The organism is Labrys sp. KB_33_2, assembly GCF_052114505.1.
In the GTDB taxonomy this organism is placed as follows: Bacteria; Pseudomonadota; Alphaproteobacteria; order Rhizobiales; family Labraceae; genus Labrys.
On record NZ_JBFREW010000016.1, the window covers coordinates 38,132 to 63,608 of the forward strand.

Below are 25,477 nucleotides of genomic sequence, written 5' to 3' on the forward strand. Positions count from 1 at the left end.
CACGGTCTTCGGATCGGCCCTGTGCAGCAACCGCGGTCATGGCGGAATTGGTAGACGCGCTACCTTGAGGTGGTAGTTGGGAGACCAGTGGAGGTTCGAGTCCTCTTGACCGCACCAAATTAGAGCAAGGCTCCGGAAAGGCGATCCAGCGATGGATCGCCTTTTTGTTTGGCTGGAGTCTATTGCGGCGCGGCGCGGCGGGCCTTGCCAACAGGCTTGCCCTGGTTGGCGAGGATGCGCTCGGTCTGGGAGAACCAGCCGGCGGGAGCAGGTTTGGTTTCGAGTTCACCGGGGCCGGGCATGATATGCACGATTCGAAAGCCGCGCCTTTTGAGTTCCTGGAGAAACTGAGGCAGCATCGCCACGGTGCGCGGCTGGATGTCGTGCAGGAGCACGATGCCGCCTTTGTTCTTCTCGAGCCGCCCGAGCACCAGCTTGAGTTCCTCCTGTGGCGTTTCGGGCTCCCAATCGCTTGCCCACAGATCGGCGCCGAACGCCACGATGTCGAGCGAGGCCAGCCATTGGTTGAGGGCTGGGGAGTCGGCAAAGCCGGGAAAGCGGAAGAAGGGCTGGTGTGGACGCTCTCCCGCCGCACCCCAGACGGCCCTGTCGACGGCACGGTAGCCGTTCTCGATATCGGCTCGAGCTCGTTCGAAGGGCAGGCGGCGCAGGATGGGATGGGTCATCGAATGATAGCCGACGGTATGTCCTTCCCTCGCGACCCGGGCGGCGAGGGCGGGTGCGGCAGCGGCGTTGCGGCCGATCATGAAGAAGGTGGCTTTCACGCATTGGCCCGAAAGCGTGTCCAGGATCTTTTCCGTGCGTCCGGGCATGGGACCGTCGTCGAATGTCAGAACCACCTCTCCCGGCGCCAGCAGCAAGGTCTGGGGATAGGTCTTGAGCCCGACCGCGCCGCCGCCGACGGTGCCGACAGGCAGCGTACGCGACACGCCCAGCGCCTCCGGCGGGCAACCCGCGAGGCTGGATGCAGGCAGGGCGCAGGCGAGCGCAGCAGCCAGGCAGAGTATCCCGGCGAGGCTCATCCGCGGGTCTCGCCGGGATACTCTGCAAATGCTTGATATCTTGCAGATGTCTCCTGATCGCGCCACGAGCGCGATCAGGAGACATCTGCTTAGGGCCAAGACTTTCATGACGGGTACGACCGAAAATGGGGGGATGATTCGCCTGATAAGCACTTTGCGAGGCGAGTCTTCAAAGATTTTTGTCGACAGTGAGATGCGGTTAAGCTTCTCTCTCTATCCTGTGTTTCCAGTCGTTGAAGTGCCGAAGCGTTTTGCGATTCGACGGACTCACCTTGAATCGCAAAGACGCTCTAGCCAATCCGTTGGATTGGCTTGGAAACGATGAGTTGGAGCAAACAAGCGTTCAGTCATGGACGCGCTTTGCGCCAGACGGAATGGCCGTTCATAATGGGTTTCACAATGCGATCGCTGTCGCGCTTCATCCAGCACGGGTTTCTTGCAGCAGGTGTGCTGGTGCTCAGTGCCTGCTCGACCGTTCAGCAGGCCTACCCCGAGGCGAACAAGTTTCCGGTGCATGGCATCGACGTCTCGAAATATCAGGGCATTATCGATTGGAATGCCGCTGCCCGGGGCGGCGTGCGCTTCGCCTATCTGAAGGCGACGGAAGGTGGCGACCGCGTCGACGACAAGTTCAGGGCGAATTGGGAGGGAGCCCGCGCTGCGGGCATACCGACAGGCGCCTATCATTTCTATTATTTCTGCCGGCCGGTGGAGGATCAGGTCGCCTGGTTCAAGACCCATGTGCCACCGGCAAGCGACGCCTTGCCGCCGGTTCTGGACATGGAGTGGAATCACCTTTCGCCGACCTGCAAGCTGCGTCCGCCCGCCCCGAAGATCCATGCCGACATGGCGGTGTTCCTACGCGAGATGGAGCGCTTCTACGGTAAGAAGCCGATCATCTACACCACGGTGGATTTCCACCGCGAAATTCTGACCGGTGAACTGGAGGCCTATCCCTTCTGGGTGCGCTCGGTGAAGGGCCATCCTTCCGAGCGCTATGGCAAGCGTTCCTGGGCCTTCTGGCAATATACCGCCACCGGTTCGGTGCCGGGAGTCCAAGGGCAGGTGGACCGCAACGCCTTCGCAGGGTCCGAGCAGCAATGGCAGGACTTCCTGGCTCAGAACGTCGCCACAGGCAGCATCGCCGCCAATTGAGGCTGCGTATGTCGACAGAGGGAGCTTCCAGGCGCCCTCTGCAATGTCTAATCGATCCGTACCGGCCCCAGTCGATAAACGCCCTTGAAGTCGTCAGGGTCGGCTGGAGCACCCTTGCGATAGATCATCAGCCGGCCCTCCTTGGCCAGACGCACGACGATGCGACGAAGCGGCTGCATCAGCGGCCCCCATTGATCGGCAGCCTTGCCTCCCACCTCCTGAGCGATGTCAGAGGGGGCGAGGGTCTTGCCTACCGGCAAAGTTGCGATCAGGCGCAGCGCCGTCTGTTCGAGAGCGTCCTTGTCTACCATTGAACTCACGATCTGGATGCGGAAGCGGCGCTTCCCTACTGAAGTTTTGCTGAGCGGCTTCCGTCGCCATGAAACGGAAACCGCTCTATGAGCCTGAAATTCCAAGCCTAAGCTGAACAAAGCGGCCGTTGGTTTGGGATTACCCGGGAAGGCTTGCCCTGCCAGGGTCGGTGTTTGTTCAACAGCCGGCTGTACCGGGGGGGCAATTGCGGATTGGACCAGCACCGGCTGGCGCACCGGGAGTTGGCGAAGGGCTGTCGACCCGCGGCGCGCTAGGAGCCGCTGATGGGCTCTCGACCCGAGGGGCGGGTGCTGACCAGCCAGGGCGTGACAAGCCGGGAGAACCGCCAACATTCGAGGTGATCGGAGGTCGTCCGCCGGGGGGGGCGTTCCGCCAGCTGAAATCACCGCCTGGAGTCGGTCCCGGACCCGTGCCGGGGCCTGTACCGGGACCTGGTTCCCCAGGAATCGGCCGACCGGGGCGTGGGCGACCCGGGTAGCGATCGCGACGGTCGCGACGATGATCGCCATAATAGCCGCCACCGTAATAGCCAGGGTCGCTATAATAGGGGCGGTCGGCGTAACCGCCCTCCGGCGTGACGCAGCTTGCGAGAGGGAGGGTGAGCAGGCCGGCAAGCACGAGCATTTTCTTCATGGGTACGACTCTCAGATGCGTTGCAGTTCGTGGATCGAACAATGAAGGCGCTCCCGCCGGCTTGCAACCGGATGTTTGGCACCAGGGTCGTTTAACTGAGCAGTCATACGGCATGTTGACGGAGGCAAATCTCCGTTTGCGCGCCCGTGCAGGAGGCGGCATGGTGCGGCCGGTGCTGGAGTACGCCCCTTGAAACTGATCATCGGCAACAAGAATTATTCTTCCTGGTCCATGCGTCCCTGGCTCGCGGCAAAGTCGGCCGGTTTGAGCTTCGAGGAACAGATCATCTGGCTGCGCCATCCCGAAACGTCGGCGATGATCAAGGCGACCTCGGCAGCCGGCAAGGTGCCCATTCTGATCCATGGCGACATCATGGTGCACGAATCCATTGCCATCCTCGAATATCTGGCCGAGATCGCGCCGGAGCTCTGGCCTGACGATCGCGAGAGCCGGGCTCACGCCCGAGCCATCAGCGCTGAGATCCATGCCGGGTTCCTGCCGCTGCGCCGCAACTGTCCGATGAATATCAAGCGCCGGCCGAGGGCGATCGCGCTCGACGACGAAACCCAGGCGAGTGTGGAAAGGGTGGTCGATCTCATCATCGATTGCCGTACACGCTTCGGCGGTGGCGGCGATTTCCTGTTCGGCGCGAAGTTCAACAATGCCGATGCCATGTGGGCACCGGTGGTGAACCGCCTGCACGCCTATGACGTCAAGGTGCCGGCCGCGGTGCGCCGCTATATGGATGCGGCGATGGCGACGCCGATGTGGCGTGAATGGGAAGCGGCCGCGCTCGAAGAAACCGAAACGATCGTCGATATTGATTCAGTGTGATGAGCCTTAATCTGATCAAGCTGTGCGTCGGCGCCGAATCGATCGCCGACCTCGAGGAGTGGATCGCCCTGCGCCTGCGCCTGGCGGGCGAGCAGATCCACACCACCCGGATGATGCCGAAGAACCGCGAGGCGATCCTCGGTGGCGGCTCGCTCTATTGGGTGATCAAGGGTATCGTCTCCTGCCGCCAGCGCATCACCGATTTGCGTGCGCGCCGTGACGAGGACGGCATCTCGCGTTGCGATATCCTGCTCGATCCGGTGGTCGTCGCGGTCGATCCCCGTCCGCGCGGTCCCTTCCAGGGCTGGCGCTATCTCAGCGCGACCGATGCACCGCCGGATCTTGCCAAGGCCGGCACGGCCGATGCCGACCTGCCCATCGAGCTCCAGCGCGAGCTGCGCACCATCGGCCTCGTGTGAGCCGAAAGGCCATCTTGGCCGGTTGCAAGAAAGCTGCAAGGCGTGTTCACGCTATAGTCACACACCATGCGTCATTATGGCACGTAATCGCCGCTTACCTGTCCGTCATTCGTTATCGAGCGTTAACCATGACGTGTGCAGGATGGCACTTCGAAGTTTCACCGCTCTGGCATCATGGCCGTAAGTTGAGTGGATGGAGGACGCCATGTTGATCGCAAGTACAGAAGGGCAGGGCTGGTGCTACGAAGTCATCGCGCAGTCTGACGGCTTTCTCGTCCAGGTTCGCGATCTCGATACCGGTGAAGTTTCCCTGAACGAAACCACGTTGTTCCGCACTTCGCCTGTGGCCTTGGCTTATGCCGATATGGCAGCCGCAGCGGACCGCTTCGCTGCATCACGGCTCGACGAGGTTGAAGAGGTCGAGGACTGGCAGGCCCTCGCCGACGATTATCATCACGAGCTGGATCGTTTTACCACCATTCGCGACCGTCTGTCCGATGATGGCGTGGGTGGTGCCTTGCTTCGCTGCAGCCGGGCAGGTTCCCTGCGCGATCAGGCCCATCGACTGCACTAAGTCATTTTTCCAGAGTAGTTGATGGACTTGTCGGTAAAAAAACGCGTCGGAACCAAGAAATATTCTGCTGATCAGGCGGTAGCCTTGCCACCCTCGACCAAGGTGAGATGGCCATAGCGCCGGGCTCCGCTGGGCAAGGCTGAGCGACGCTGGACGCGGGAAGCCGCCGGGATTTCTTCCACCGCGACGATATCGAAACGCGAAATGGGATGCAGGCCGATCCAATAGGGTGTTTCGCCCGGGGTAAGGCTGCCGAGGATGCGCGAATTCGCCTTGCCGCGATGATGGAGCGGCAGAAGCAGCAATTCCAAGTCGAGACGATGGCCTTGCAGCGTGCTGCCACTCAGCGTGATCACCCGCGCCGTGAGGTCGAAGGATACCGCCGTCACCAACTCCGCCAAGGCAGCCGGATCGGCCCATCGGTCCAGCAACGAAGCGCCGCGCAACTCCTGGCCCAGCAGGGCGCACATGCGAGTTCCGGCCAGGCGGAAAGGAAAGCTGCGGCTCTTGTCGATCTCTACGATGAAGGTATCGCCGAGAACCCGGCGGATGGCGGCCGGATCGATGTCGACGCGTTCGGGGGCCGGCCGCTGACCGCGCAACTGATCCCAATAGCCATAGAGGTCGCGTGTCGCCGTATTCTTCATTGGTCAGCCGCCCCTTGAGCAAAGCACGTTCATGCCTGAACGCTTATTTGCTCTAACTCTTTGTTTCGACGCGTCTTTGCGATTTTTGGCACTGCCTTCAAATCGTAAAACGCTTTGAGCAAAGCGCGTTCAAGGCTGAACGCTTGTTTGCTCTGACGCCTTGTTTCCAAGCCAATCCGACGAATTGGCTAGAGCGTCTTTGTGGTTCCTTGCGGATCACTGGACGCTATTGGCATGTTCCGATTTGGGATCGGCCCATGCCTTCGCTTCAATCATCGCGAACGACCTTCGTTCGAACGTCGCTCCCGCCCGTCATAGGCGGGCTAGGAGGTGACGATAGCACTGGCGGGGGAGAGGGGGGCAGAGGGCAGGATGGTTACCGCCTGGAAACGAATTATTAATGTTAACAAAAGGTTAATGGTGCCGAATCGATGTTAAGAAAGGCGGGGTGGATGGTCATGGCTTCCTCCTTGCTTTAGGAGACACTTCTTTGTCATTGAAATCGCGCGGCAATATCGATCCGCCAGCGGCCTTTAACGTGCCGGCGGTCGTCCTGCTGCTCACCGGCCTCGTCGTCGCCGTTCACATTGCACGGGCCGTGATGCCCGTCAGTTGGAGCGCCTGGCTGGTCGGCATCTTTGCCTTCACCCCCCTGCGCTACGACCCCGCGATCGGAGAGAGCATTGCCTGGCCCGGGGGGCACCTTGCCGATATTGCCGGCTTCCTGACCTGTTTCTTCCTTCAGTCCGATCCTGGCACGCTGATGATCAATGGCGCAGCCATGCTGATCCTTGGGGCAGCAGTGGCCTGGCGCTTCGGAGCCTTGCGGTTCCTGGCCTTTACAGCGCTATGTACCGTCGCAGGCTCGTTCACCTGCCTGCTGTTCTACTGGGGCAGTGCAGCAGCCATGGTTGGGGCAGGCGGTGGCTTGTCGGGCCTGTTCGCAGCCTCCATCCATTTCCTGTTCAAGGGCGGGTCGGCCATGGCGGCTTTTCGGGTCGCCGGCGGTGCGGCATTTCGCAAGCCGGCCTGGACCTTGCGGGACGCTCTGGCGGACCAGAATGTGCGCATCTGGCTCGCCGTCTTCGCCTTCATCACGGCGTGGAACGCCGTCAGCCCGCTGATTATAACCACTTCGCAGGTGATGCCCGGTTGGCCGGCCAACATAGGCGGCTTCCTGGCCGGCCTGCTTCTCTTTCGTTTCTTTGACCGCCAGCCACGGTTGCGGCGGGTCGTCTGAAACCCGGATCAGCTCATCGCCTGGCCCTCGACGGCGCTCCACACAGCCAGGGCCTGGCGCGTCTGTGCGACATCGTGGACGCGTACGGCGTCGGCGCCGCGCTGGGCGGCAGAGAGAGCGGCGGCAACCGATCCGGCTACGCGTTCCGAAGCCGGACCATGGCGATCGACGCCGCGGATGAAGATCTTGCGTGAGGCTCCGATCAGCACGGGGAAGCCGAGCGCACGCAATTGCGGGGTGGCGTCGAGCAGGGCCAGATTGTGTTCCATTGTCTTGCCGAAGCCGATGCCGGGGTCGAGCCACAGGCGCGATGCGGCGATGCCATCCTTGATGGCGCGCTCGCATTTGAAGCTCAGTTCGGCGCACACATCCTTCACCACGTCGGCATAAACAGGGTTGACCTGCATGCTTTGCGGATCGCCCTGCATATGCATCAGCACCACGGGTGCATCATGGCCAGCCACGGCCCTGCGGCTGGCTGGATCGTCCAGGGCGGTGACGTCGTTGATCATGGTGGCGCCGGCTGCGAGCGCCCGGGCCATGATTTCGGCGTGACGGGTATCGACGGAGATCAGGCGGTAGCGTCGCCTGGCCTCCTCGGCCAGGGCTGAGATCACCGGGCCAACGCGCTGCCACTCGGTTTCGATGTCGACGGGGGCGGCGCCCGGACGGGTCGACTCACCGCCGATGTCGAGTATGTCGGCACCTTCCTCCATGAGTTGGCGGGCATGATCGATGGCCGTCTCGGCGCTGTCGTAGCGCCCGCCATCGGAGAATGAGTCCGGCGTGACGTTGACGATCCCCATCAGCAGCGGCACCGTCCTGAGGGCACGCACATGGGCGCGATCGCTGCGCGCCAGCATCAGGCTCACGGTTTCGCCATTGACGGGATGGCGCCAGCCTGGCGCGATGTCGGCGAGCGGCGCGAGCACGAAGGCGCGTTCATGCATGCGCGGGTGCGGCACGACGAGGTCTGGCGTGTCGATGACTTCGCTGCCATAGCCGATCAGATCGAGATCCAGCGTGCGTGCGGCATTACGTTCGCTGCGCTCACGCCCGAACTGCAATTCGACCTCGAGCAAGAGGGAAAGAATCTGATGGGGCGGGAGGGCGCTGTCGACGGCGATGACCTGGTTCGCATACCAGGGCTGGTCCGAGCGGGGCACGGGTTCGGTCAGGAACAGGCGTGAACGCGCCGAAATCGTCAATCCGCGGGCGGCCAGGGCAGAGACTGCCCGGCGAAGGGTCTCACGGGGAGCTCCTTCGGAGGACGGAAGATTGGCACCGAGGGCAACGTAGATCATGGAACTTTGCTCACTGGATGGGAAGGGCAACCTCAAGGCGCATGCCGGTGTCGTATTCGATGCGGGCCAGGAGGGCGTTGAAGAGGCGATTGATGGATTCGGCGGCGCGGGGGGACGGGATCAAGCTCCGATTGCCCAGCGCAATGACGGGCCGGACCAGGCGCACGGAATTGGAGAGAAACAGCGCTTCGGCCTGGTCGAGCAGGGGCGGTGTAAGACTGGTCTCGCTGATATCGAAGCCGAGGGCCTTCGCCTCTTCCAACAGCACGGCGCGCATGACGCCGTCGAGGCAGCCATCGGCGCAGGGGGGCGTGACGAACCGGCCGTCGACGATGGCAAAGAGGTTGGCGATGGTGGTTGAGACGGCATTGCCGTCGAGATTACGGATCAGGGCATCGTCGGCGCCGATCTCGGTGGCCCGGCGGGCGGCGAGGATGTTTTCGAGGTAGTTGAGGGATTTCAGGCGGGCTAGCGGCGAGAACTGGTTGCGCGGCAGCCCGGCCTCGCACAGGCATGCGGGCTGGCCGACGAGGCTCGGACCCCAAGGCTGCGCCGTCACCAGGATGGTGGGTGGATTGCCCGGTGGCGGCCACAAGCCCCGGGCTGCCTGTCCTCGCGTCACCGTGGTGCGCACGATGGCATGGCGTTCGCCCAGCTCATCCAGCACGCCGGCGAGCGCCTCCTGCAACCGGGCCGAATCGACATCGATGCCGATGGCGGCCGCATGCTGGATGAGGCGGGCGCGGTGTCGTTCTTCCGCGAAGGGACGGCCCCTGAAGCAGCTCATGGTGTCGAACACGCCGTCGCCGAGCTGGAAGCCACGATCGAGGGCGTTGACCCAAGGAATGTCGGGTTGACGGGCATCGATTTGGGGGGCGTCGGCGGTGCCGTCCGCCAGGAGACGATAAAGAAGGAAACTCACTGCACGCGATCCAGGAACGCGCGGATGATCTGATGTCCTTGCGGCGTCAGGATCGATTCGGGGTGGAATTGCACGCCGAAAGTGGGGTGCTGGCGATGGGTGAGTGCCATGATCTCTCCCTCATCGCTGCGGGCCGTGACCTCCAGCGGGCCGTCCTCGTCGATCTCGACGATCAGCGAGTGATAGCGCGCGGCCTCGAAGGGGCGTGGCAGCCCGGCGAACAGGCCGCCACCCTGATGCTCGATGCGCGAGGCGCGGCCATGCATGGGAGTGCGAGCATGGGCGGTGCGCCCGCCAAAGACCTCGCCGATGCATTGATGGCCGAGGCAGATGCCGAGAATGGGCAGTCTGCCGGAAAACAGCTTGATCAGGTCGAGCGAAGCGCCAGCATCGCGCGGTGCCTTGGGACCCGGCGAGAACACCAGCGCCTTGGCACCCAGGCTGACGACGTCATCGGCGCAGACGGCGTCGTTGCGGGCGACATGGGTCTTGGCACCGGCCTCCTCGAAATAGCGGGAGACGTTGAAGACGAAGGAATCGTAATTGTCGACGATCAGGATCATGCCGCTTCCTCCGCGCGGGAGGCATCCTCGAAGGCCGCGATGAGCCGCTCGGCCTTGGCCAGCGTCTCGTCATACTCGGCAAAGGGGTCGGAGAGCAGCGTGATGCCGCCGCCCGCCCGTACAGAGAGGTCCTTGCCGTCATAACTGAGGGTGCGGATGGCGATGTTGAGATCGGCGGCGCCGTCGAAGCCGATCCAGCCTATGGCACCGCAATAGGCACCGCGCGGCTCGCGCTCGAGTTCGCCGATGATTTCCATGGCGCGAATCTTCGGCGCCCCTGTGATCGAGCCGCCAGGGAAGGTGGCCGCGATCAGGTCGGTGACGTCGAGCCCCGCCTTCAGGCGGCCCGTCACTGCCGAGGTCAGGTGGTGAACCGAGGCATAGGTTTCGACGCCACACAACATCGGAACCTCGACGCTGCCGGCTTCGCAGACGCGTGACAGGTCGTTGCGCAGGAGATCGACGATCATGATGTTCTCGGCCCGGTCCTTCTCGCTGCGGGAGAGCGACTGGGCGATGGCGATGTCCATGGCGGGATGGGTGCAGCGACGCTTGGTGCCCTTGATCGGCCTGGCTTCGACCAACCCTTCATCTTGGCCGGTGTTCAGACGCAAAAAGCGCTCGGGCGAGGTCGAGGCGATGAAGTTGATACCGTCGATCAGCAGGGCGGCGAATGGTGCCGGATTGGACCGCCGCAAGGCGAGATAGGTCGCCAGCGGGTCGGCGCCGTGCTGGGGCGTTGCGCTGAAGCGATGGGAGAGATTGGCCTGGAATATGTCGCCGTCGCGGATATAGCCGACCACGCGGGCGACCTCGGCCTCGTACTCGCTCCGGCTGCGGCTGTCGTGCCAGGTCAGTGCGCGCGGCGCCGACGCCCGGTGAGGCTGGGCCTGGAGGCCCTCGACGAGCCGTTCGGCGCAAGCCCGGTCCGGTGCAATGGCGAAAGCGCGTTTCTCGATGGTGTCGAAGGCGAGGAGGCGATCATAGAAGGGCAAGTCGATCTGCGGGGTGCCCGGAGCGGCGGATGGAACCGATGATCCGAAGCGCTCGAACAGATGACCTGCCTCATAGGCGAAATTGCCGATGGCACCGCCTGTGAAGGGAGGCGCCCCCGGCATAGCGGGGCGGGCATGCTGCCGCAGCAGATGGCGTAAGGCCTCCATCGGCTTGCCGTCGATCGCGGCATCGTTCCAGCGCGCAACGCCGTCGACGACCTTGAACCGGCCGAAGGGGGAGGCAGCCAGATAGGACCACCGCCCAAGCGTCGCATGCGGCATGGCGCTGTCGAGCAGGGCCAGTCGCGGCTGGCTGGCCATGGCGGCCGCGGCTTCTAGGGGATCGATCCAGGGTATCTCAACAATGATCATGGCAGCTCAAGCACAATCCTGGTGCGGCATAAAAATGCCGGCCAGCTCGTGTGATGCGGACAGACCGCTTCAATGTTCGGCGATTGGAGCGTCGGGCGGCTTCCCTGTCAGCCGGCCGGAACTCATCACGCTGAGGCTTGCATATAAGATGAGCCCTAGCGTCCCGCATCTCTCAGCCCTGTGGAGATACGTGGAACATCGCATGTCTATGTAGCGCTTTTTTTTGCCTTTGTCGTGCCTCTGTTTGCGGTGGAATAGAGCATGGTCACGACAAGCCCCGCACAAAGGCCCCAGAAGGCGGCACCGATGCCGTACAGACTGAAGCCGGATGCGGTGACCAGGAAGGTCGCAAGCGCCGGTAGGCGCTGGCTTTCCTCCTGCACGGCGCCGAGCAGGGAAGCACCGAAAGCGCTCACCAGGGCTAGTCCCGCCGCCGCTTCGATCAGGATCGGCGAGGATGCCGTGACCAGGCCAGTGGCGATTGCCGACAGCAACGAGAAGATCGCCGCATAGAACAACCCAGCCACCACCGCGGCGGTATAGCGCCGTTCGGGCTGGGCGTGGGCATCGGGACCGGCGCAGAGGGCGGCGGTAATCGCTGCGAGGTTGATGGTGGGAGCCCCCAGCAGGGAGGAGAGCGCCGATACGCCCCCGGTCGCGAGGAAGGTCGGCCTTGTCGGCGGTTGATAGCCATAGGTCGCCAGCACGGTCAGGCCCGGAATGTTCTGGGAGGCCATGGTGACGACGAAGAGCGGTAGGCCGATCGAAATCAGTGTTTGCCAATCGAAGCTTGGGGCAACGAATTCAAGCGACGGCAGAGCCAGGGGCAGCGTGCTCGCCTGGCCATCGAACGCCATGGCGCCCAAGGCGACAGCAAGCGCCGCGGGTGCAGCCCACAGACGGTAGAAGCGACCCACAGCCAGCCAGGTCAGCACCACGGGTATGGCGAATTTGGGCACCTGACCAAGGGCGGCGATCGGGGCAAGGCAGAGCTTGAACAGGATGCCGGCCAGCATCGCGCCCGCGATAGGACGGGGAATGCGCGTGATCAGCTTGCCGAGTGGCGCCCACAAGCCGGCGATCATGATCAGCACGCCGACGATCAGAAAGGCGCCCACGGCCGCGGGATAGCCCCCGGCCGGCGCCGTCAGGCTCGCCAGCAGCGCCATGCCGGGCGTCGACCACGCCGTCGAGATCGGCATGCGGGTCATGAGGCTCAGGCCGGCACCGCACAGGCCCATGGTGACGCACAAAGTGGCAAGGCCCGAGGCGATCTGGCCTGGCGATGCACCGACGGCGCTCATGCCGTTGATCACCACCGCCACCGAACTGGTATAGCCGACCACAGCGGTAAGCACGCCCATGCCGGCCGACTGGCCGTTGAGGTCTGCAAAGAAGGAACGCATGGCGAGGGGAACCAGATTTATTGAGACGGACGTAGCACGAGACCGCTTTATTCGGGCCCCGACACGAAATGTGCAAGCCATATGTCAGACGGATTGGGAGATCAAACCAGGCCGGTTTGAGCCGGAGGTGAGGATTTATCTGCCCGTATTCTCCGCGGGCATGCACATCCAAATCTCGGCCTCCAGATAGGCCGCCCATTGGCGCGCGTATCGACGAGCCTCTTCGCGTGTCCGGTTCGTGTTCAGGGCACCAAAAGAAAACGGGCGGAAGATCCGCCCGTTGCTTGCTTGTCCGTTCAGGGCTTCTTGCTGTCGTCTCGGCTTCGCCCCAGGAGACTCGCCATTTCCTCCTCGAGGCTGGCGAAGGGGTCTTCGACCTCGGCTGGAGCCGGAGTGGTCGTTGGAGCCGGAGGCGGCGTTGGTGTGGGAGCCGGTGTTGGCGCCGGCGTCGGTGCCGCAGTGGCGGTCGGTGCGGCCGGGGTGCTCGAGGCGGGCGCCGGCGGTGTGGTGGCCGGGCGGGTCGGAGTCGTCAGTCTTTCGCCGACCCGGAAGGGTTCCGTACGCGTCGGCTCGGCCTGGGCGCGTGGCGCCGGCGTTCCCAGCGAGGGTTCGATACGGCCACCGGGAGCGTGCGACGGCTCGCTGGCCGGACGCGGATCGGCGGAGAAACGAGGTTCGACCCGAAGCTCCGACGCCTGGCGCGGTGCAGGCGTGGGAGCGGGTGTGGCCTCGGGGCGACGCCATTCCGGCAAGCGCAGATCCGGCAGACGGATCTCGGGCAGCGTCAGGCGTGCGGTGGTGGTCGGAGGCGGTGGCTCCTGCGTTTCGGGCGCGGGTTCGAGATCGAGCCCCTCCGCGACTTCGAAATCAAGGTCAGCCTTGGGCTTGGGTGCTGGCGTGGTTTGTGCGGCCGATACCGTTGGCTTGGGCGCCGGCGTCGTCGTAGGCGCCTCGTCGGCCAGAAGCTCCTCGAAATGCGCGGTATCGATCGTGGCGCGCGGCTCTTCGGTCACCGGTGCGGCAGGTGCGGCCGGGGTCGGCGTCGTTGCAGGAGCGGCGGCCCGGCCGAAATTCGGCAAGCGCGAAGTGGCCCGCTGGAAGAAGCCGGGCTCGCGCGGGGGCACCACGCCCGAACGCGCGGCGGAAGTGGTTGCGGAAGTGGTCGAAGGCGCCGGGGTCGTGGTAGCGGCCAGGGTAGGGGGGGCAGTGGGTGTCCTGCTGGCCGCCGTGGTGGCCGGTGCCGGAGTTGGCGTATCGATCCTGGCGACAGGCGGGGGAGCGACCGGGGTCGGACGGGCGAAGTCTTCCTCGACCTGCCGCGGTGGGGCCGCGACGGCAGTCGCACGCTCCTGCACCGGCGGCGTTGCTGCACCGGGCGAAGCCGGGCGCTGAGCCTGGCCGGCCGAGCGGGCGCGCAGAATGCTGGATTCGACGACCACGTCGTTCGGGCCGCCGATCATGATCAGATGTTCGACATTGTCACGCCGAACCAGCACGAGCTGACGGGCGCCGACGCCATAGGAATCCACCACGCCGAGCCGCGACTGCCGACCGCCCTTGACGCCGCCGCCGAGCTGGGGCCGGTTGAGCGTGCGCCAGATGAACATCAGGACGACTCCCACCACCAGCAGGCCAGCCAAGGCGAACAACTGCGCGGGCAGCCAAGAGTTCAACGAATCCATCGATACATTTCCTTAGATCTGGTCCGGTGCCGATAGGGGATGGCAGCCTGATACGACCAGTACTCTTTCCGGGCTGGTTTCTTAGAAGACGGTTAACGTGCAAGAATCAACAGCAAAGTCGCAAAACTAAGGCTTGTCCCTTGGAATTGGCCAAAAATTCGGAGAAATGCCGCAAAAGGGGCGGATTTGTCTTCCCTCTCAGCCGTTTCGCTGAGGATATACCATGGTCGAGCATGCGTTTGGACGGAGCTAAAACGCTGCAAGGGACCACGATATTTTTGGTCAACGAGGTTAACACATTTTGAAATGTGAACTGCTAAGCCAAACTGACCATTATGCGGTTCGCCGGAGCGAATCGCCCTTTGACGATGCGCGGTGGGGTTGAACATGGCTGAAGGCGAGGAGGCGGCGGCACGCGGCGCCGCAGTCGATCGCAGCGAGCGGCCCAGCGGCATCTTCTGGGTGCTGGCGCTTGCCGCGGTGATCATCCTCATCGCCGTGGGGGTGTCGCTGCTGCCCTATGACTGGGGCAAGGTCGCCAGTTTCGGCATCCTGGCCGTCTTTGCCATCGTCGGCATGATTGCGATGTTCGCCTGGGCGATGGGAATCGCCCATTTCGGCCAGAGCTCGATCGCCCGCAACGACCTCACCAAGCTGATCGCCGACGATTCTCCGGAAGGCATCCTCGTCACCAACAAGGATGGCCGTATCATCTATGCCAACGAAGCGTATCTGACGCTGACCGGCGCCATGGGCGAGCAGGACATCCGCACGGTGGAGCGGGCTTTCACGGGGGACCCCGACGTTTCGGAGGCGACGTATCGCCTGGCGCAGGCTGCGCGGGCCGGGCAGCGCCTCGCCGAGGAATTTCGCATCGCCTCGGCGCCGCCTTCCGGAACGGCCTCCTGGTATCGCGTGCGGGTGCGTCCGATCGCACGCCCCTCCGGTGCAGGGGAGACGGTCTGGACCGTTGCCGACATCACGCGCGAGCGCGAGCGCCAGGAAAACGTCTTCCAGGAACTGCAGCACGCCATAGACTATCTTGACCACGCGCCGGCCGGCTTCTTCTCCGCCGATCCTTCGGGCGAGATCGTTTATCTCAACGCCACGCTCGCCGGCTGGCTCGACTATGACCTCGCCCAGTTCGGCACAGGCGGCCTGACTCTGGCCGACATCGCGCCCGGCAATGCCGGCGCTTTGGTGGTGACGCAGGCCAGCGAGCCGGGCAGCGTGCGCACCGAGATCTTCGACATCGATCTCAGGCGCCGCAACGGCACCATCATGCCCGTGCGCCTGTTCCACAAGATCGCCTTCGCCGCCGATGGCCAGCCCGGCCCCTCGCGGACCCTGGTGATCTATCGCGGGCCGGGCGGCGACGTTTCAGAAGGCTTGCGAGCGGCGGAAGTTCGTTTTGCACGCTTCTTCAACAACTCGCCTTTGGCCATTGCGACGATTGACGAAAACGCCAGGATCGTGCGTACCAACGCGGCCTTCATGCGCCTGTTCAAGGAGTCCCTCAATGGCGACGCACCGGGCCATTCCCTGCTCGAGGCCGTGGTCGAGCGCGACCGCGAGGGCCTGAGCAAACTGACCCGTCTCGCCATGGCCGGCCGCGGCGACATCGAACCGGCCGAGGCTTCCCTGGCCGGACAGGGCAGCCGCTCCGCCCGCTTCTGGTTCGCGCCCGTCGATCGCGGCGAGAACGAGAAGGAAGCAGCGATCGTCTACATGATCGACACCACCGAGCAGCGCACGCTGCAGGAGCAGTTCACCCAGAGCCAGAAGATGAATGCGGTCGGCCAGCTTGCCGGCGGCGTAGCGCACGATTTCAACAATGTGCTCGGGGTGATCATGCTGGCGGCCGATTCCCTGCTCGGCAGCCACAAGCCCGGCGATCCCGCTTTCCAGGACATCATGGCGATCAAGAGCAACGCCAACCGCGCCGCCAATCTGGTGCGCCAGTTGCTTGCGTTCTCGCGCCGGCAGACCCTGCGCCCGCAGGTGCTGAACCTCAATGACGCGATGTCGGACCTGTCGATGCTGCTGCGGCGCCTGCTCGGCGAGAAAGTCGCGCTGGAGGTCGTGCATGGCCGCGATCTCTGGCCGGTGAAAGTGGACGTCAACCAGTTCGAACAGGTGGTGATGAACCTCACCGTCAATGCGCGCGATGCCATGGCCGATGGCGGCAAGGTGATCATCCGTACGCGCAATGTGCCGATCTCGGAGGCGAGCGCCCTCGATCGCAGCGAATTGCCGCCGGCCGACTATGTCACCGTCGAGGTCGAGGACAATGGCAGCGGCATTCCGCCGGCCGTCCTGGACAAGATCTTCGAGCCCTTTTTCACCACCAAGGATGTCGGCAAGGGCACCGGCCTCGGGCTTTCCACCGTCTACGGCATCGTCAAGCAGACCGGCGGCTCCATCCTCGTCCACTCGGTGGAGGGCAAGGGCACGATCTTCCAGATCTTCCTGCCGCGTATGATCGAGTTGGCAAAGGCAGCCAGCGTCGAAGCCGACACCCCGCCGGGCCAGGCTGGGTCGACACCGGCCAAGACCAAGGACATGCCCGATCTCACCGGGCGCGGCCGCATCCTGCTGGTCGAGGACGAGGAGGCCCTGCGGGCGCTCTCTGCCCGCACCCTGACGGCCCGTGGCTTCGAGGTCATCGAAGCCGGCTCGGGCATCGAGGCCCTGCAGATCATCGACGAAGGCGAGAACGAGATCGATCTCGTCGTATCCGACGTGGTGATGCCCGAAATGGATGGGCCGACCCTGCTCAAGGAAATGCGCAAGCGCAATTCGACGACGCGGATCATCTTCGTCTCCGGCTATGCCGAAGAGGCGTTCGCCAAGAACATGCCTGAGGGCGAGGAATTCGCCTTCCTGCCCAAGCCCTTCTCGATGAAGCAGTTGGTCGAGGCCGTGAAGTCCAATATGAAGCCGTAGATTGGCGGCTGGAACGGTTTTCGGGCGATGCGCGGCGTTCGAGCTGGCCAGCTCCTCATGACGACTTAAGCAATTGCTTGAACTGTAATTTTGGATATTGCGTCATTGTTTTTTCACGCAAGAATTTGGATGGCCGCCGCCCTGGTGGTGCTCGGCGCGATGTCAGCCGAGGCTAGGGACGGCATCCCGACGGGCTGCGATCTCGGCGGCACCCAGATCCGTTCCATCGCCGATCCCGTCTCGGGCCGATCCTATGATGTCGAGGTCACCTTGCCGTCGGATTACCAGGCCAATCCCGCCAAGCGCTATCCGGTGCTGTATTATGCCGATGGCGGCCACCTTGCCGCGTCCGCAACCTGCCTGTCGAAGGAGTCGCGGCGCCAGGAGGCGCTCCGGCTGGTCAGAAAGCTCCATCGCGACGGCAAGCTGGCGGAAGAACCTATCCTCGTCGGCCTGTCCTATGCCAAGGGCGAGGGCTTTGCGGTAAGCCGGGCTCGCGACTACACGCCGGTTGCCGACAAGCCTGGTTATGGCGGAGCCGGGGCCTTTCAGGCCTATCTCGGCAAGACCGTCATGCCCGTGATCGAGGGCCTTTATCGGACCGACCCCAGAAGACGCCTGTTCTGGGGCCATTCCTATGGCGGGCTTCTCGGAGCCCGGATACTGCTGACTGAACCCGGCCTCTTCCGTTCCTATATTCTCGGCAGCCCGTCCTTGTGGTTCGCCGACCACGCCATCCTGACGATGGAGGCCGACTACGCCAGGGCGAACCGCGACCTGAAGGCCCATGTCCTGATCTATGTCGGCGGCGACGAGATCAGCCGCTACGATCCAGGCCGGCGCGGCGATACCCAGGATATGGTCGGCGATGTCAGGACGTTCGAGAAGATCTTGAAATCTCGCGGTTTTCGAAGCCTGACGATCCGCTCTCTGGTGGTGCCGGGCAAGAACCACCGCACCACCATTCCCCCGGGCTTTGCCTGGGCCATCACCGCCGCACTCGCCGGCGGATGAGCGTCGCGGGCGAGCGGAGGGGCGACTTGGCTGAGAAACGACGTCAAAACAAAGGGTTGCAGAGAAAATGTGATTCAGGAAGATCACGTTTTGCTCTCGTGCTCGCTTTGGCCGCCCTCATCGCCGCCTGCCTGAGCGCTCCCATCGAAGCCGCCGAAGGCAAGGCCGGAAAATGGCGCTCATGCGATCCCGGCGGCATCCTCACCCAATCCGTGCCCGATCCCGTCTCGGCCCGATCCTATGACATCGAGGTCAGCCTGCCCTCCGGCTATGACGCGGCCGCGGCCAAGCTCTATCCCGTTCTCTATCTGGCCGATGGCGGCCGTGCTGTCAGGCCGCTGGCCTGTGAGGTGAGGGCACTCTACGGCGAAGGGAGCCTGCGGGAGGATCCCATCATCGTCGGTCTTTCCTATGCGAAGGGCGAAAATCTGGAGGTGAGCCGCAAGCGCGACTACACGCCGGTTGCCCTCAAGCCCGGAGACACCGCCTATGGCGGGGCGAGCGCTTATCAGCTCTATCTGCGCCAGACCGTGATCCCCTATGTCGAGCGGCAGTATCGGGCCGATCCCGGCCGGCGCCTTTACTGGGGCCATTCCTATGGCGCCTGCTCGGTACGCGCATCCTGCTGACGGAGCCCGACCTGTTCGCGACCTATATGCTCGGCAGCCCCTCTTTCTGGTTCGGCGATCAGGCCATCCTGGCGATCGAAGCCGATTATGCCAAGGCCAACAGCGACTTGAAGGCCGAGGTCCTGATGTATGTCGGTGGCGACGAAGTCTCCCGCTACGATGCGGGACGGCGCGGCTATACCAAGGATATGGTCGGCGGCATGAAGGCGTTCGAGGCGCGCCTGCGAGAACGCGGCTTTCCGGGCCTGAGCATCCGCTCGCTGGTGGTGCCGGGCAAGAACCATCGCAATAGCATTCCGGCGGGTTTCGGCTGGGCCATTACCTCGGCTCTCGGCAAGGCACAGGTGGCGGAACCCTAAAAGGTTCCCGGGGGCGCTGGCATCCACGAACACACATCAAGGTGTTTCGAGGCCTCGGCCCATGGCGCTGACCACCAGGGCGACCTGTTCGCGCAGATAGGGCAGGGGCAACTGCACCAGCTTGCCCTCCAGTCCGAGCAGCACCATGCCATGGGCGGCCGAGAAGAGAGAGCGGGCGAGAAGAGATCTTTCGGAAAGAGGCAGACCCGGCTGGAGTACGGCGAGCGGGGCTTCCAGATGCTGGAAGAGTGCATCCTGCTGGCACAAATGGTCTTCCGGCAGGTCCTGGCCGTCCGGAAGGCGGAAGTCGAAGAGGGCGTGCCAGCGTCCCCCATGCTCGGCGGCGAAATCCAGATAGCCATTGGCGAGCGCGATCAAGGTGCGATTGGCGATGGTGCGCCGACTGCCACCCGCCTCGGCCTGGATCAAGGCCTGTCTGGCCATGGGCACGGTGATGCTGATCCAGACCTGCGTGACGCCGATCAAGACCTTGCACGGACCAGCAGGAGGCCGGCCGGCTGCACAACCGCATCGAAGACGCCAAGACCGAGCAGTTGCTGATGCGCATGGATCGCGCCAAGGATTGAGGGGCTTCCGAGGGGGCGCGGGCACTTTTTTAGCAGGATAAGCGCGGATTGGAGGGTCGATCTGCAGATCGACCTTCTTCCTTTCCTGCGCGACGGTGCTTCCAAGATGGTCGATCTGGAGATCGACCCTCCAATCCGCGCCTAGGCGCCCGTGCACCCGAGAGAATCTCAGCGCCCCCTGCCGACTTCGCTCAGGTCATAGGATGTCGTCTGGTATATCTCGTTGATCCAGTTGCCGAACAGAAGATGGGCGTGGCTGCGCCAGAAATTGCGCGGCGGGAAGGATGGATCGTCATAGGGGAAGTAGTTCTTCGGCAGCTTGATCGGCACGCCCGAGTCGACGTCGCGGAAATACTCATCGGCCAGCGAGGTCGATTCATATTCGACATGGTTGAACAGATAGAGCCGGTTGCCCTTTTGCTCGTGAATGAGACACACGCCGGTTTCGTCCGAATCCATCAAGATCTCCAACTCGGCATTCTTGCGCACATCTTCGCTGCGGACCTCCGTCCAACGCGAGACGGGTATGTGGAAGTCGTCTGAAAAGCCGTTGAGATAGATCGAGGAAGGCTTGCGGTTGTGGTGCTGGTAGACACCAAAGGCCTTCTCGGTCAGGTCATATTTGGGAATGCGGTGGAAATGCCAGATGGCCGCCATCGCGCCCCAGCACACGTTCAGCGTGGAATGCACGTTGGTCGTGGTCCAGTCGAGGATCTGCTCGAGTTCCTTCCAATAGGTCACGTCTTCGAAGGGCAGGGTCTCCACCGGCGCGCCGGTGATGATGAAGCCGTCGAATTTGCGCTCACGCACCTCTTCCCAGGTTTCGTAGAAGGCAAGCAGGTGGTCCTCGGAGGTATTCTTGGCACGGTGGCCGCCGACGCGCACCAGCGAGAGTTCGACCTGCAGCGGAGTGGCGCCGACCAGGCGCGCCATCTGCAGCTCGGTGCGGATCTTGTTGGGCATCAGATTGAGCAGGCCTATCTGCAGCGGACGGATATCTTGCCGGATGGCGGCAGTTTCCGTCATCACCCGCACCCCTTCGCTGACCAGGGTGGAGAAGGCGGGCAGGGTATCCGGAATCTTGATAGGCATGTTGCACTCGATCGACGTTGGGCCAGCCGGAAAGCAATGCGACAGGTCCACGGATGGAATGCATCCAGCGGCCCTTTAGCGAGTTGTTTAACGTGGCTGCAAGCCGGCCGGCCAAATCACCACGAGGAGAGAGTTAATCCTGTGGTGAATGGAAATCAATGGCAATCCTGGGAGCGTGAGCGGTGGGCAGAGGGGCTCTCACCTTGCGGGATTGGAGGGTCGATCTCCAGATCGACCATCTTGGAAGCGTCGCACGTGAGGGAGAGGGAAGATGGTCGATCTGGAGATCGACCCTCCATGTTCCCCGTGCATATCCGCGGACCGGAAGCCGGCGATCCCGGGAATCTACTCCGCCGCCTCCGCCGTTCGCGGCACATAGTTCAGCACTGGCGAAAGCCAGCGTTCGACTTCGTTCACCGTCATGCCCTTGCGGGCGGCGTAATCCTCGACCTGGTCCTGCTCGATCTTCGACACCCCGAAGTAATAGGCATCGGGATGGGCGAAATAGAGCCCGGACACCGAGGCGCCCGGCCACATCGCATAGCTCTCGGTCAGGCGTACGCCGATGCGTTCTTCGGCGTCGAGCAGGTGGAACAGTGTGCCCTTCTCGGTATGGTCGGGCTGGGCGGGATAGCCGGGGGCAGGGCGGATACCGCGATAGGGTTCGCCGATGAGTTGGTCGGGGGCCAGGTTCTCGTCGATCGCATAGCCCCAGAACTCCTTGCGGACGCGCTCATGCATGCGTTCGGCGAAAGCCTCGGCGAAACGGTCGGCCAGAGCCTTGACCATGATCGAGCCATAGTCGTCATTGGCGCGTTCGAAGCGCTTGGCGATCTCGTCCTCTTCCATGCCGGCCGTGACCACGAAGCCGCCGAGATAGTCGCCCTGGCCACTCGTTTCAGGGGCAACGAAGTCGGAGAGGGCTACATTGGGCCGCCCGTCGCGCTTGGTGAGCTGCTGGCGCAGGGTGTGCAGGCTTGCGAGCTTCCGGCTGCGGTTCTCATCCGTATACAAATGTATATCGTCGCTGACGGCGTTCGCCGGCCAGAAGCCGATTATGGCTTTTGGCCGGAACCATTTCTCCGCGATGATGCGTGCCAACATGGCCTGGGCATCGTCGAAAAGCTGGCGTGCAGCCGCTCCCTGCTTCTCGTCGGACAGGATGGCGGGATAACGCCCCTTCAGTTCCCAGGTCTGGAAGAACGGCGTCCAGTCGATGTAGCGCGAAAGCTCGGCGAGATCGTAGTTCTCGAAGACCCGTGTTCCCAGGAAGGATGGTTTCGGTGCCGTGAAGCCTGTCCAATCCACCTTGTGGGCGTTGGCCCTGGCCTTGGCGAGCGGCAGGCGCAGCTTGTCGGCCTCGCTGCGGGCATGCGCCGCCGCGACCTTGGCGTATTCGGCCTGGACGGTTTCGACATAGCCCGCCTTGTTCGCGGGGGACAGCAGGCTGGAGACGACGCCGACGGCGCGGCTCGCATCCGTCACATAGACGGCCTGGCCACGGTCATAGCGCGGATGCACCTTCACGGCAGTATGGACGCGGCTGGTAGTGGCGCCGCCGATCAGCAAGGGGATGTCGAAGCCCTCGCGTTCCATCTCGGCGGCGACATGCACCATTTCGTCGAGCGAGGGTGTGATCAGGCCGGACAGCCCGATGATGTCGACCTTCTCCTGACGCGCCACCTCGAGGATTTTTGCCGACGGCACCATCACGCCGAGATCGATGATCTCGTAATTGTTGCAGGCGAGCACGACGCCGACGATGTTCTTGCCGATGTCGTGTACGTCGCCCTTCACGGTCGCCATCAAAATCTTGCCGGCGCTCTGGCGTTCGCCAGTGCCGCCATTGGCAAGCTTCTCGGCCTCCATATAGGGCAGGAGGCTGGCGACGGCCTGCTTCATCACACGAGCCGACTTCACCACTTGCGGCAGGAACATCTTGCCGGCACCGAAGAGATCGCCAACCACGTTCATGCCGGCCATCAGTGGCCCTTCAATGACGTGCAGGGGACGTGCGGCCGCAAGACGCGCCTCCTCGGTATCGGCATCGATGAACTCGGTAATGCCATTGACGAGCGCATGGGATATGCGCTGCTCGACCGGCCACTCACGCCAGGCGAGATCCTTTTCCTTGGCTTCCTTGCCGGCGGCGCCACGGAAACGCTCGGCCAGTTCGAGCAGGCGTTCGGTCGGGTTCAGCTCCCCGCGCGAGGGCCGGTTGAGCACGACATCCTCGCAGGCTTCGCGCAAGTCCGGATCGATGGATTCATAGACGGCGAGTTGCCCGGCATTGACGATGCCCATGTCCATGCCGGCCTGGATGGCATGGTAGAGGAACACGGCGTGCATGGCCTCTCGCACCGGCTCATTGCCGCGGAACGAGAAGGAGAGATTGGATACCCCGCCCGAAATATGGGCGTGGGGCAGGGTGGTCCTGATCTGCCGCGTCGCCTCGATGAAGGCGACGCCATAGCCGTTATGTTCCTCGATGCCGGTGGCGACGGCGAAGATGTTGGGATCGAAGACGATATCCTCGGGCGGGAAGCCCGCCTGCTCCGTCAAGAGCTTATAGGCTCGGCTGCAAATGGCGACCTTGCGTTCCAGCGTATCGGCCTGTCCCTGTTCGTCGAAGGCCATCACCACCACGGCCGCGCCGTAGGCCCGCACCAGGCGGGCATGGTGAAGAAAGGCTTCCTCGCCTTCCTTCATGGAGATCGAATTGACCAGCGGTTTGCCCTGCACGCATTTCAGGCCGGCCTCGATGATTGAGAATTTCGAGGAATCGATCATAACCGGCACGCGGGCGATGTCCGGCTCGGCGGCGATCAGGTTGAGGAACTCGACCATGGCCTTTTCGGAATCGATCAGGCCCTCGTCCATGTTGATGTCGATGATCTGGGCGCCATTGGCGACCTGGTCGCGGGCGATGTCGAGTGCGGTCGCATAGTCGCCGGCGGTGATGAGCTTACGAAACTTGGCAGAGCCGGTGACGTTGGTGCGCTCGCCCACATTCACGAAGGGGATGGTCGCGTCGAGCGTGAAGGGCTCGAGCCCCGACAGCTTCATCTTGGGTTCGATCTCGGGAATCGGGCGCGGCGCGTGCCGGCCGACCGCTTCGGCGATGGCGCGGATATGCTCCGGCGTCGAGCCGCAGCAGCCGCCGACGATATTGACCAGGCCGTCGCGGGCAAAGCCCTCGATCTGCGCCGCCATCGCCTCTGGGCTCTCGTCATACTGGCCGAACTCGTTGGGCAGGCCGGCATTGGGATAGGCGCAGACGAAGGTATCCGCGACCGTGGAGATCTCGTCGAGATGCGCCCGCATCGCATTGGCACCGAGCGCGCAATTGAGGCCGATGGTGAAGGGACGGGCATGCCGCACCGAGTGCCAGAACGCCGTCGGCGTCTGCCCGCTGAGGGTGCGGCCTGAGAGATCCGTGATGGTGCCCGAGATCATCACGGGCAGGCGCACTTCCTTTTCGCCAAACACTTCCTCGCAGGCGAAGATGGCGGCCTTGGCGTTGAGCGTGTCGAAAATGGTCTCGATCAGGATGATGTCGGCGCCGCCGTCGATGAGGCCGCGGATCTGCTCGGCATAGGCAATCCGCAGATCATCGAAGCTGACGGCGCGATAGCCGGGATTGTTGACGTCCGGCGAGATGGAGGCGGTGCGATTGGTTGGGCCAAGCGCGCCGGCGACGAAGCGCCGGCGCCCGTCCTGCTGCTCTGCCTTGATTGCGGCTCGGCGGGCGAGGCGCGCACCATCGCGATTGAGATCGTAGACCGCCTCCTGCATGCCGTAATCGGCCTGGGCGATGGAGGTGGAGGAGAAGGTGTTCGTCTCCAATATGTCGGCGCCGGCCATGGCATAGGCGTAATGAATCGCCTCGATCGCGGCAGGCTGGGTGAGGGTGAGAAGGTCGTTGTTGCCCTTGAGATGGCAGTCGCAGCCGACGAAGCGCTCACCCCGGAAATGGTCCTCCTCGAAGCCGAGCCCCTGGATCTGCGTGCCCATCGCGCCGTCCAGGATCAGGATGCGCTCGCGCGCGGCGGCGGTAAGGGCGGCGAGGATCTCCGCGCCCCGATCGGTTGGGGCAGGCGCGGCGAACAGGGCTTCGACCGGAGCGCTCATCACAAGCTCCTATAACGGAATTACGATATCAAGATATCCTTATATGATAGCGCTGAGAAAAGAGAGGTCAAGGTGAACTATCCCGGAAGCGCCGGTTTTCTGTCTGGGATTGCTGGGGGATGGTGGAGAAGGGAAGAGGCGGACGGAACATCCATAGGCGCTGGGTCAAGGCAACGAGGCCTCAATTCTTTACCCTCCCCTGGAGGGGGAGGGTATTATTGCGCTTTTCGCCTTGATCCCGCGCCTATGGATGTGTCGTCCGCCCTCCAACTTCTGCTATATCTGGCTGGCTTAGGCATCTGCCCGCAAACGCCGCCGGCCTGGTCGCCGACCGACATGATCGCGCACCTCGTCGAGCAGGCTGCTCAGATGCGGCAGCAGCGGATTGTCCGGGATCGAGGCCTTGAGCAGCAGGACTTTCAGATCGACGGCTTCCCTGGCCAGGTCCGCACCGTCTTCGCGGCTGAGGATCCAGGCCAGCATCAAGGTGCGGGCTCGCTCTTCTGGCAGTGTCGGACCTTCGTCCCGAGAAGCCTCCAGGATGGAGTGCACGATGGCGGCGTCGACGTCGACGGTGTTCTGCGCGGCAATCGTCAT

The 25,477-nt window shown here is 63.4% G+C and carries 22 protein-coding genes, 1 tRNA gene and 1 riboswitch; of the genes, 10 read left to right on the plus strand and 13 right to left on the minus strand.

Features of this window, described 5'->3' with window-relative positions; all coding sequences use genetic code 11:
• Positions 1 to 32 precede the first annotated feature (32 nt).
• A tRNA-Leu gene (locus AB4037_RS25815) sits at positions 33 to 117 on the plus strand.
• Between the two features lie 62 nt (positions 118 to 179).
• Here the strand turns inward: AB4037_RS25815 and AB4037_RS25820 are convergent.
• On the minus strand, positions 180 to 1,043 hold the full coding sequence (locus AB4037_RS25820; protein ID WP_441773425.1) for a polysaccharide deacetylase family protein: 864 nt from the start codon (positions 1,041 to 1,043) through the stop codon (positions 180 to 182).
• Positions 1,044 to 1,451: 408 nt separating this feature from the next.
• Between AB4037_RS25820 and AB4037_RS25825 the strand changes: the two genes are divergently transcribed.
• Positions 1,452 to 2,198: a glycoside hydrolase family 25 protein gene (locus AB4037_RS25825; protein ID WP_434959654.1), complete on the plus strand. Its 747-nt coding sequence runs from the start codon at positions 1,452 to 1,454 to the stop codon at positions 2,196 to 2,198.
• Between the two features lie 47 nt (positions 2,199 to 2,245).
• Here the strand turns inward: AB4037_RS25825 and AB4037_RS25830 are convergent, their stop codons facing one another.
• Positions 2,246 to 2,509, minus strand: coding sequence for a DUF3253 domain-containing protein (locus AB4037_RS25830; RefSeq protein ID WP_434956937.1), 264 nt, complete (start codon positions 2,507 to 2,509; stop codon positions 2,246 to 2,248).
• An 844-nt stretch (positions 2,510 to 3,353) separates the two neighbouring features.
• Between AB4037_RS25830 and AB4037_RS25835 the strand changes: the two genes are divergently transcribed.
• From AB4037_RS25835 to AB4037_RS25845, 3 genes are all read left to right on the plus strand, one after another.
• The gene (locus tag AB4037_RS25835; protein WP_434956936.1) at positions 3,354 to 3,998 is read left to right on the plus strand and encodes a glutathione S-transferase; all 645 of its coding nucleotides are present in this window, start codon (positions 3,354 to 3,356) and stop codon (positions 3,996 to 3,998) included.
• Positions 3,998 to 4,417 carry a DUF1489 family protein gene (locus AB4037_RS25840; protein ID WP_434956935.1) on the plus strand — a complete coding sequence of 140 codons (420 nt, stop codon included), beginning with the start codon at positions 3,998 to 4,000 and terminating at the stop codon, positions 4,415 to 4,417. The genes AB4037_RS25835 and AB4037_RS25840 overlap by 1 nt, the downstream gene beginning before the upstream one ends.
• 205 nt (positions 4,418 to 4,622) lie before the next feature.
• A complete protein-coding gene (locus AB4037_RS25845; RefSeq protein WP_434956934.1) occupies positions 4,623 to 4,991 on the plus strand; it encodes a hypothetical protein in 369 nt (122 codons plus the stop codon).
• A gap of 71 nt (positions 4,992 to 5,062) precedes the next feature.
• Here the strand turns inward: AB4037_RS25845 and AB4037_RS25850 are convergent, their stop codons facing one another.
• The gene (locus tag AB4037_RS25850) at positions 5,063 to 5,638 is read right to left on the minus strand and encodes a PAS domain-containing protein (RefSeq protein ID WP_434956933.1); all 576 of its coding nucleotides are present in this window, start codon (positions 5,636 to 5,638) and stop codon (positions 5,063 to 5,065) included.
• Positions 5,639 to 6,128: 490 nt separating this feature from the next.
• On the opposite strand from AB4037_RS25850, the gene AB4037_RS25855 reads away from it, so the two are divergent.
• Complete coding sequence (locus AB4037_RS25855; protein WP_441773426.1) at positions 6,129 to 6,878, plus strand: rhomboid family intramembrane serine protease; 750 nt, start codon at positions 6,129 to 6,131, stop codon at positions 6,876 to 6,878.
• Positions 6,879 to 6,886: 8 nt separating this feature from the next.
• Here the strand turns inward: AB4037_RS25855 and folP are convergent, their stop codons facing one another.
• The 6 genes from folP to AB4037_RS25885 all read right to left on the minus strand — a co-directional run bounded on the left by folP (position 6,887) and on the right by AB4037_RS25885 (position 14,122).
• Positions 6,887 to 8,182, minus strand: coding sequence for a dihydropteroate synthase (gene folP / locus AB4037_RS25860; RefSeq protein WP_434956931.1), 1,296 nt, complete (start codon positions 8,180 to 8,182; stop codon positions 6,887 to 6,889).
• Between the two features lie 10 nt (positions 8,183 to 8,192).
• Positions 8,193 to 9,104 (minus strand): aminotransferase class IV, encoded by a 912-nt coding sequence (locus AB4037_RS25865; protein WP_441773427.1) that lies wholly within the window; start codon positions 9,102 to 9,104, stop codon positions 8,193 to 8,195.
• Positions 9,101 to 9,667, minus strand: a complete 567-nt coding sequence (locus AB4037_RS25870) for an anthranilate synthase component II (RefSeq protein ID WP_441773428.1) — start codon at positions 9,665 to 9,667, stop codon at positions 9,101 to 9,103. Before AB4037_RS25870 ends, AB4037_RS25865 begins: the two co-directional genes overlap by 4 nt.
• Positions 9,664 to 11,034, minus strand: a complete 1,371-nt coding sequence (gene pabB, locus AB4037_RS25875; RefSeq protein ID WP_441773429.1) for an aminodeoxychorismate synthase component I — start codon at positions 11,032 to 11,034, stop codon at positions 9,664 to 9,666. Before pabB ends, AB4037_RS25870 begins: the two co-directional genes overlap by 4 nt.
• 206 nt (positions 11,035 to 11,240) lie before the next feature.
• Positions 11,241 to 12,440 (minus strand): benzoate/H(+) symporter BenE family transporter, encoded by a 1,200-nt coding sequence (locus AB4037_RS25880; protein ID WP_441773430.1) that lies wholly within the window; start codon positions 12,438 to 12,440, stop codon positions 11,241 to 11,243.
• A 296-nt stretch (positions 12,441 to 12,736) separates the two neighbouring features.
• Positions 12,737 to 14,122, minus strand: a complete 1,386-nt coding sequence (locus AB4037_RS25885) for a hypothetical protein (RefSeq protein ID WP_441773431.1) — start codon at positions 14,120 to 14,122, stop codon at positions 12,737 to 12,739.
• 387 nt (positions 14,123 to 14,509) lie between these two features.
• Between AB4037_RS25885 and cckA the strand changes: the two genes are divergently transcribed.
• From cckA to AB4037_RS25905, 4 genes are all read left to right on the plus strand, one after another.
• On the plus strand, positions 14,510 to 17,068 hold the full coding sequence (gene cckA / locus AB4037_RS25890; protein ID WP_434956925.1) for a cell cycle histidine kinase CckA: 2,559 nt from the start codon (positions 14,510 to 14,512) through the stop codon (positions 17,066 to 17,068).
• A 129-nt stretch (positions 17,069 to 17,197) separates the two neighbouring features.
• Positions 17,198 to 18,082 carry an alpha/beta hydrolase gene (locus AB4037_RS25895; protein WP_441773432.1) on the plus strand — a complete coding sequence of 295 codons (885 nt, stop codon included), beginning with the start codon at positions 17,198 to 17,200 and terminating at the stop codon, positions 18,080 to 18,082.
• A 98-nt stretch (positions 18,083 to 18,180) separates the two neighbouring features.
• Entirely contained in the window at positions 18,181 to 18,711 is a 531-nt protein-coding gene (locus AB4037_RS25900; protein WP_441773433.1) for an alpha/beta hydrolase, read from the plus strand.
• Positions 18,712 to 18,737: 26 nt separating this feature from the next.
• Positions 18,738 to 19,070 (plus strand): hypothetical protein, encoded by a 333-nt coding sequence (locus AB4037_RS25905; RefSeq protein WP_441773434.1) that lies wholly within the window; start codon positions 18,738 to 18,740, stop codon positions 19,068 to 19,070.
• Between the two features lie 36 nt (positions 19,071 to 19,106).
• Here the strand turns inward: AB4037_RS25905 and AB4037_RS25910 are convergent, their stop codons facing one another.
• The 4 genes from AB4037_RS25910 to AB4037_RS25925 form a co-directional block, all read right to left on the minus strand.
• The gene (locus AB4037_RS25910; protein WP_441773435.1) at positions 19,107 to 19,556 is read right to left on the minus strand and encodes a TetR-like C-terminal domain-containing protein; all 450 of its coding nucleotides are present in this window, start codon (positions 19,554 to 19,556) and stop codon (positions 19,107 to 19,109) included.
• Between the two features lie 269 nt (positions 19,557 to 19,825).
• Positions 19,826 to 20,749 (minus strand): homoserine O-acetyltransferase MetA, encoded by a 924-nt coding sequence (metA, locus tag AB4037_RS25915; protein ID WP_434956920.1) that lies wholly within the window; start codon positions 20,747 to 20,749, stop codon positions 19,826 to 19,828.
• Positions 20,750 to 20,804: 55 nt separating this feature from the next.
• Positions 20,805 to 20,882: riboswitch (SAM riboswitch) on the minus strand.
• A 212-nt stretch (positions 20,883 to 21,094) separates the two neighbouring features.
• Entirely contained in the window at positions 21,095 to 24,880 is a 3,786-nt protein-coding gene (gene metH, locus AB4037_RS25920) for a methionine synthase (protein ID WP_441773436.1), read from the minus strand.
• 291 nt (positions 24,881 to 25,171) lie between these two features.
• Entirely contained in the window at positions 25,172 to 25,477 is a 306-nt protein-coding gene (locus AB4037_RS25925) for a hypothetical protein (RefSeq protein WP_441773437.1), read from the minus strand.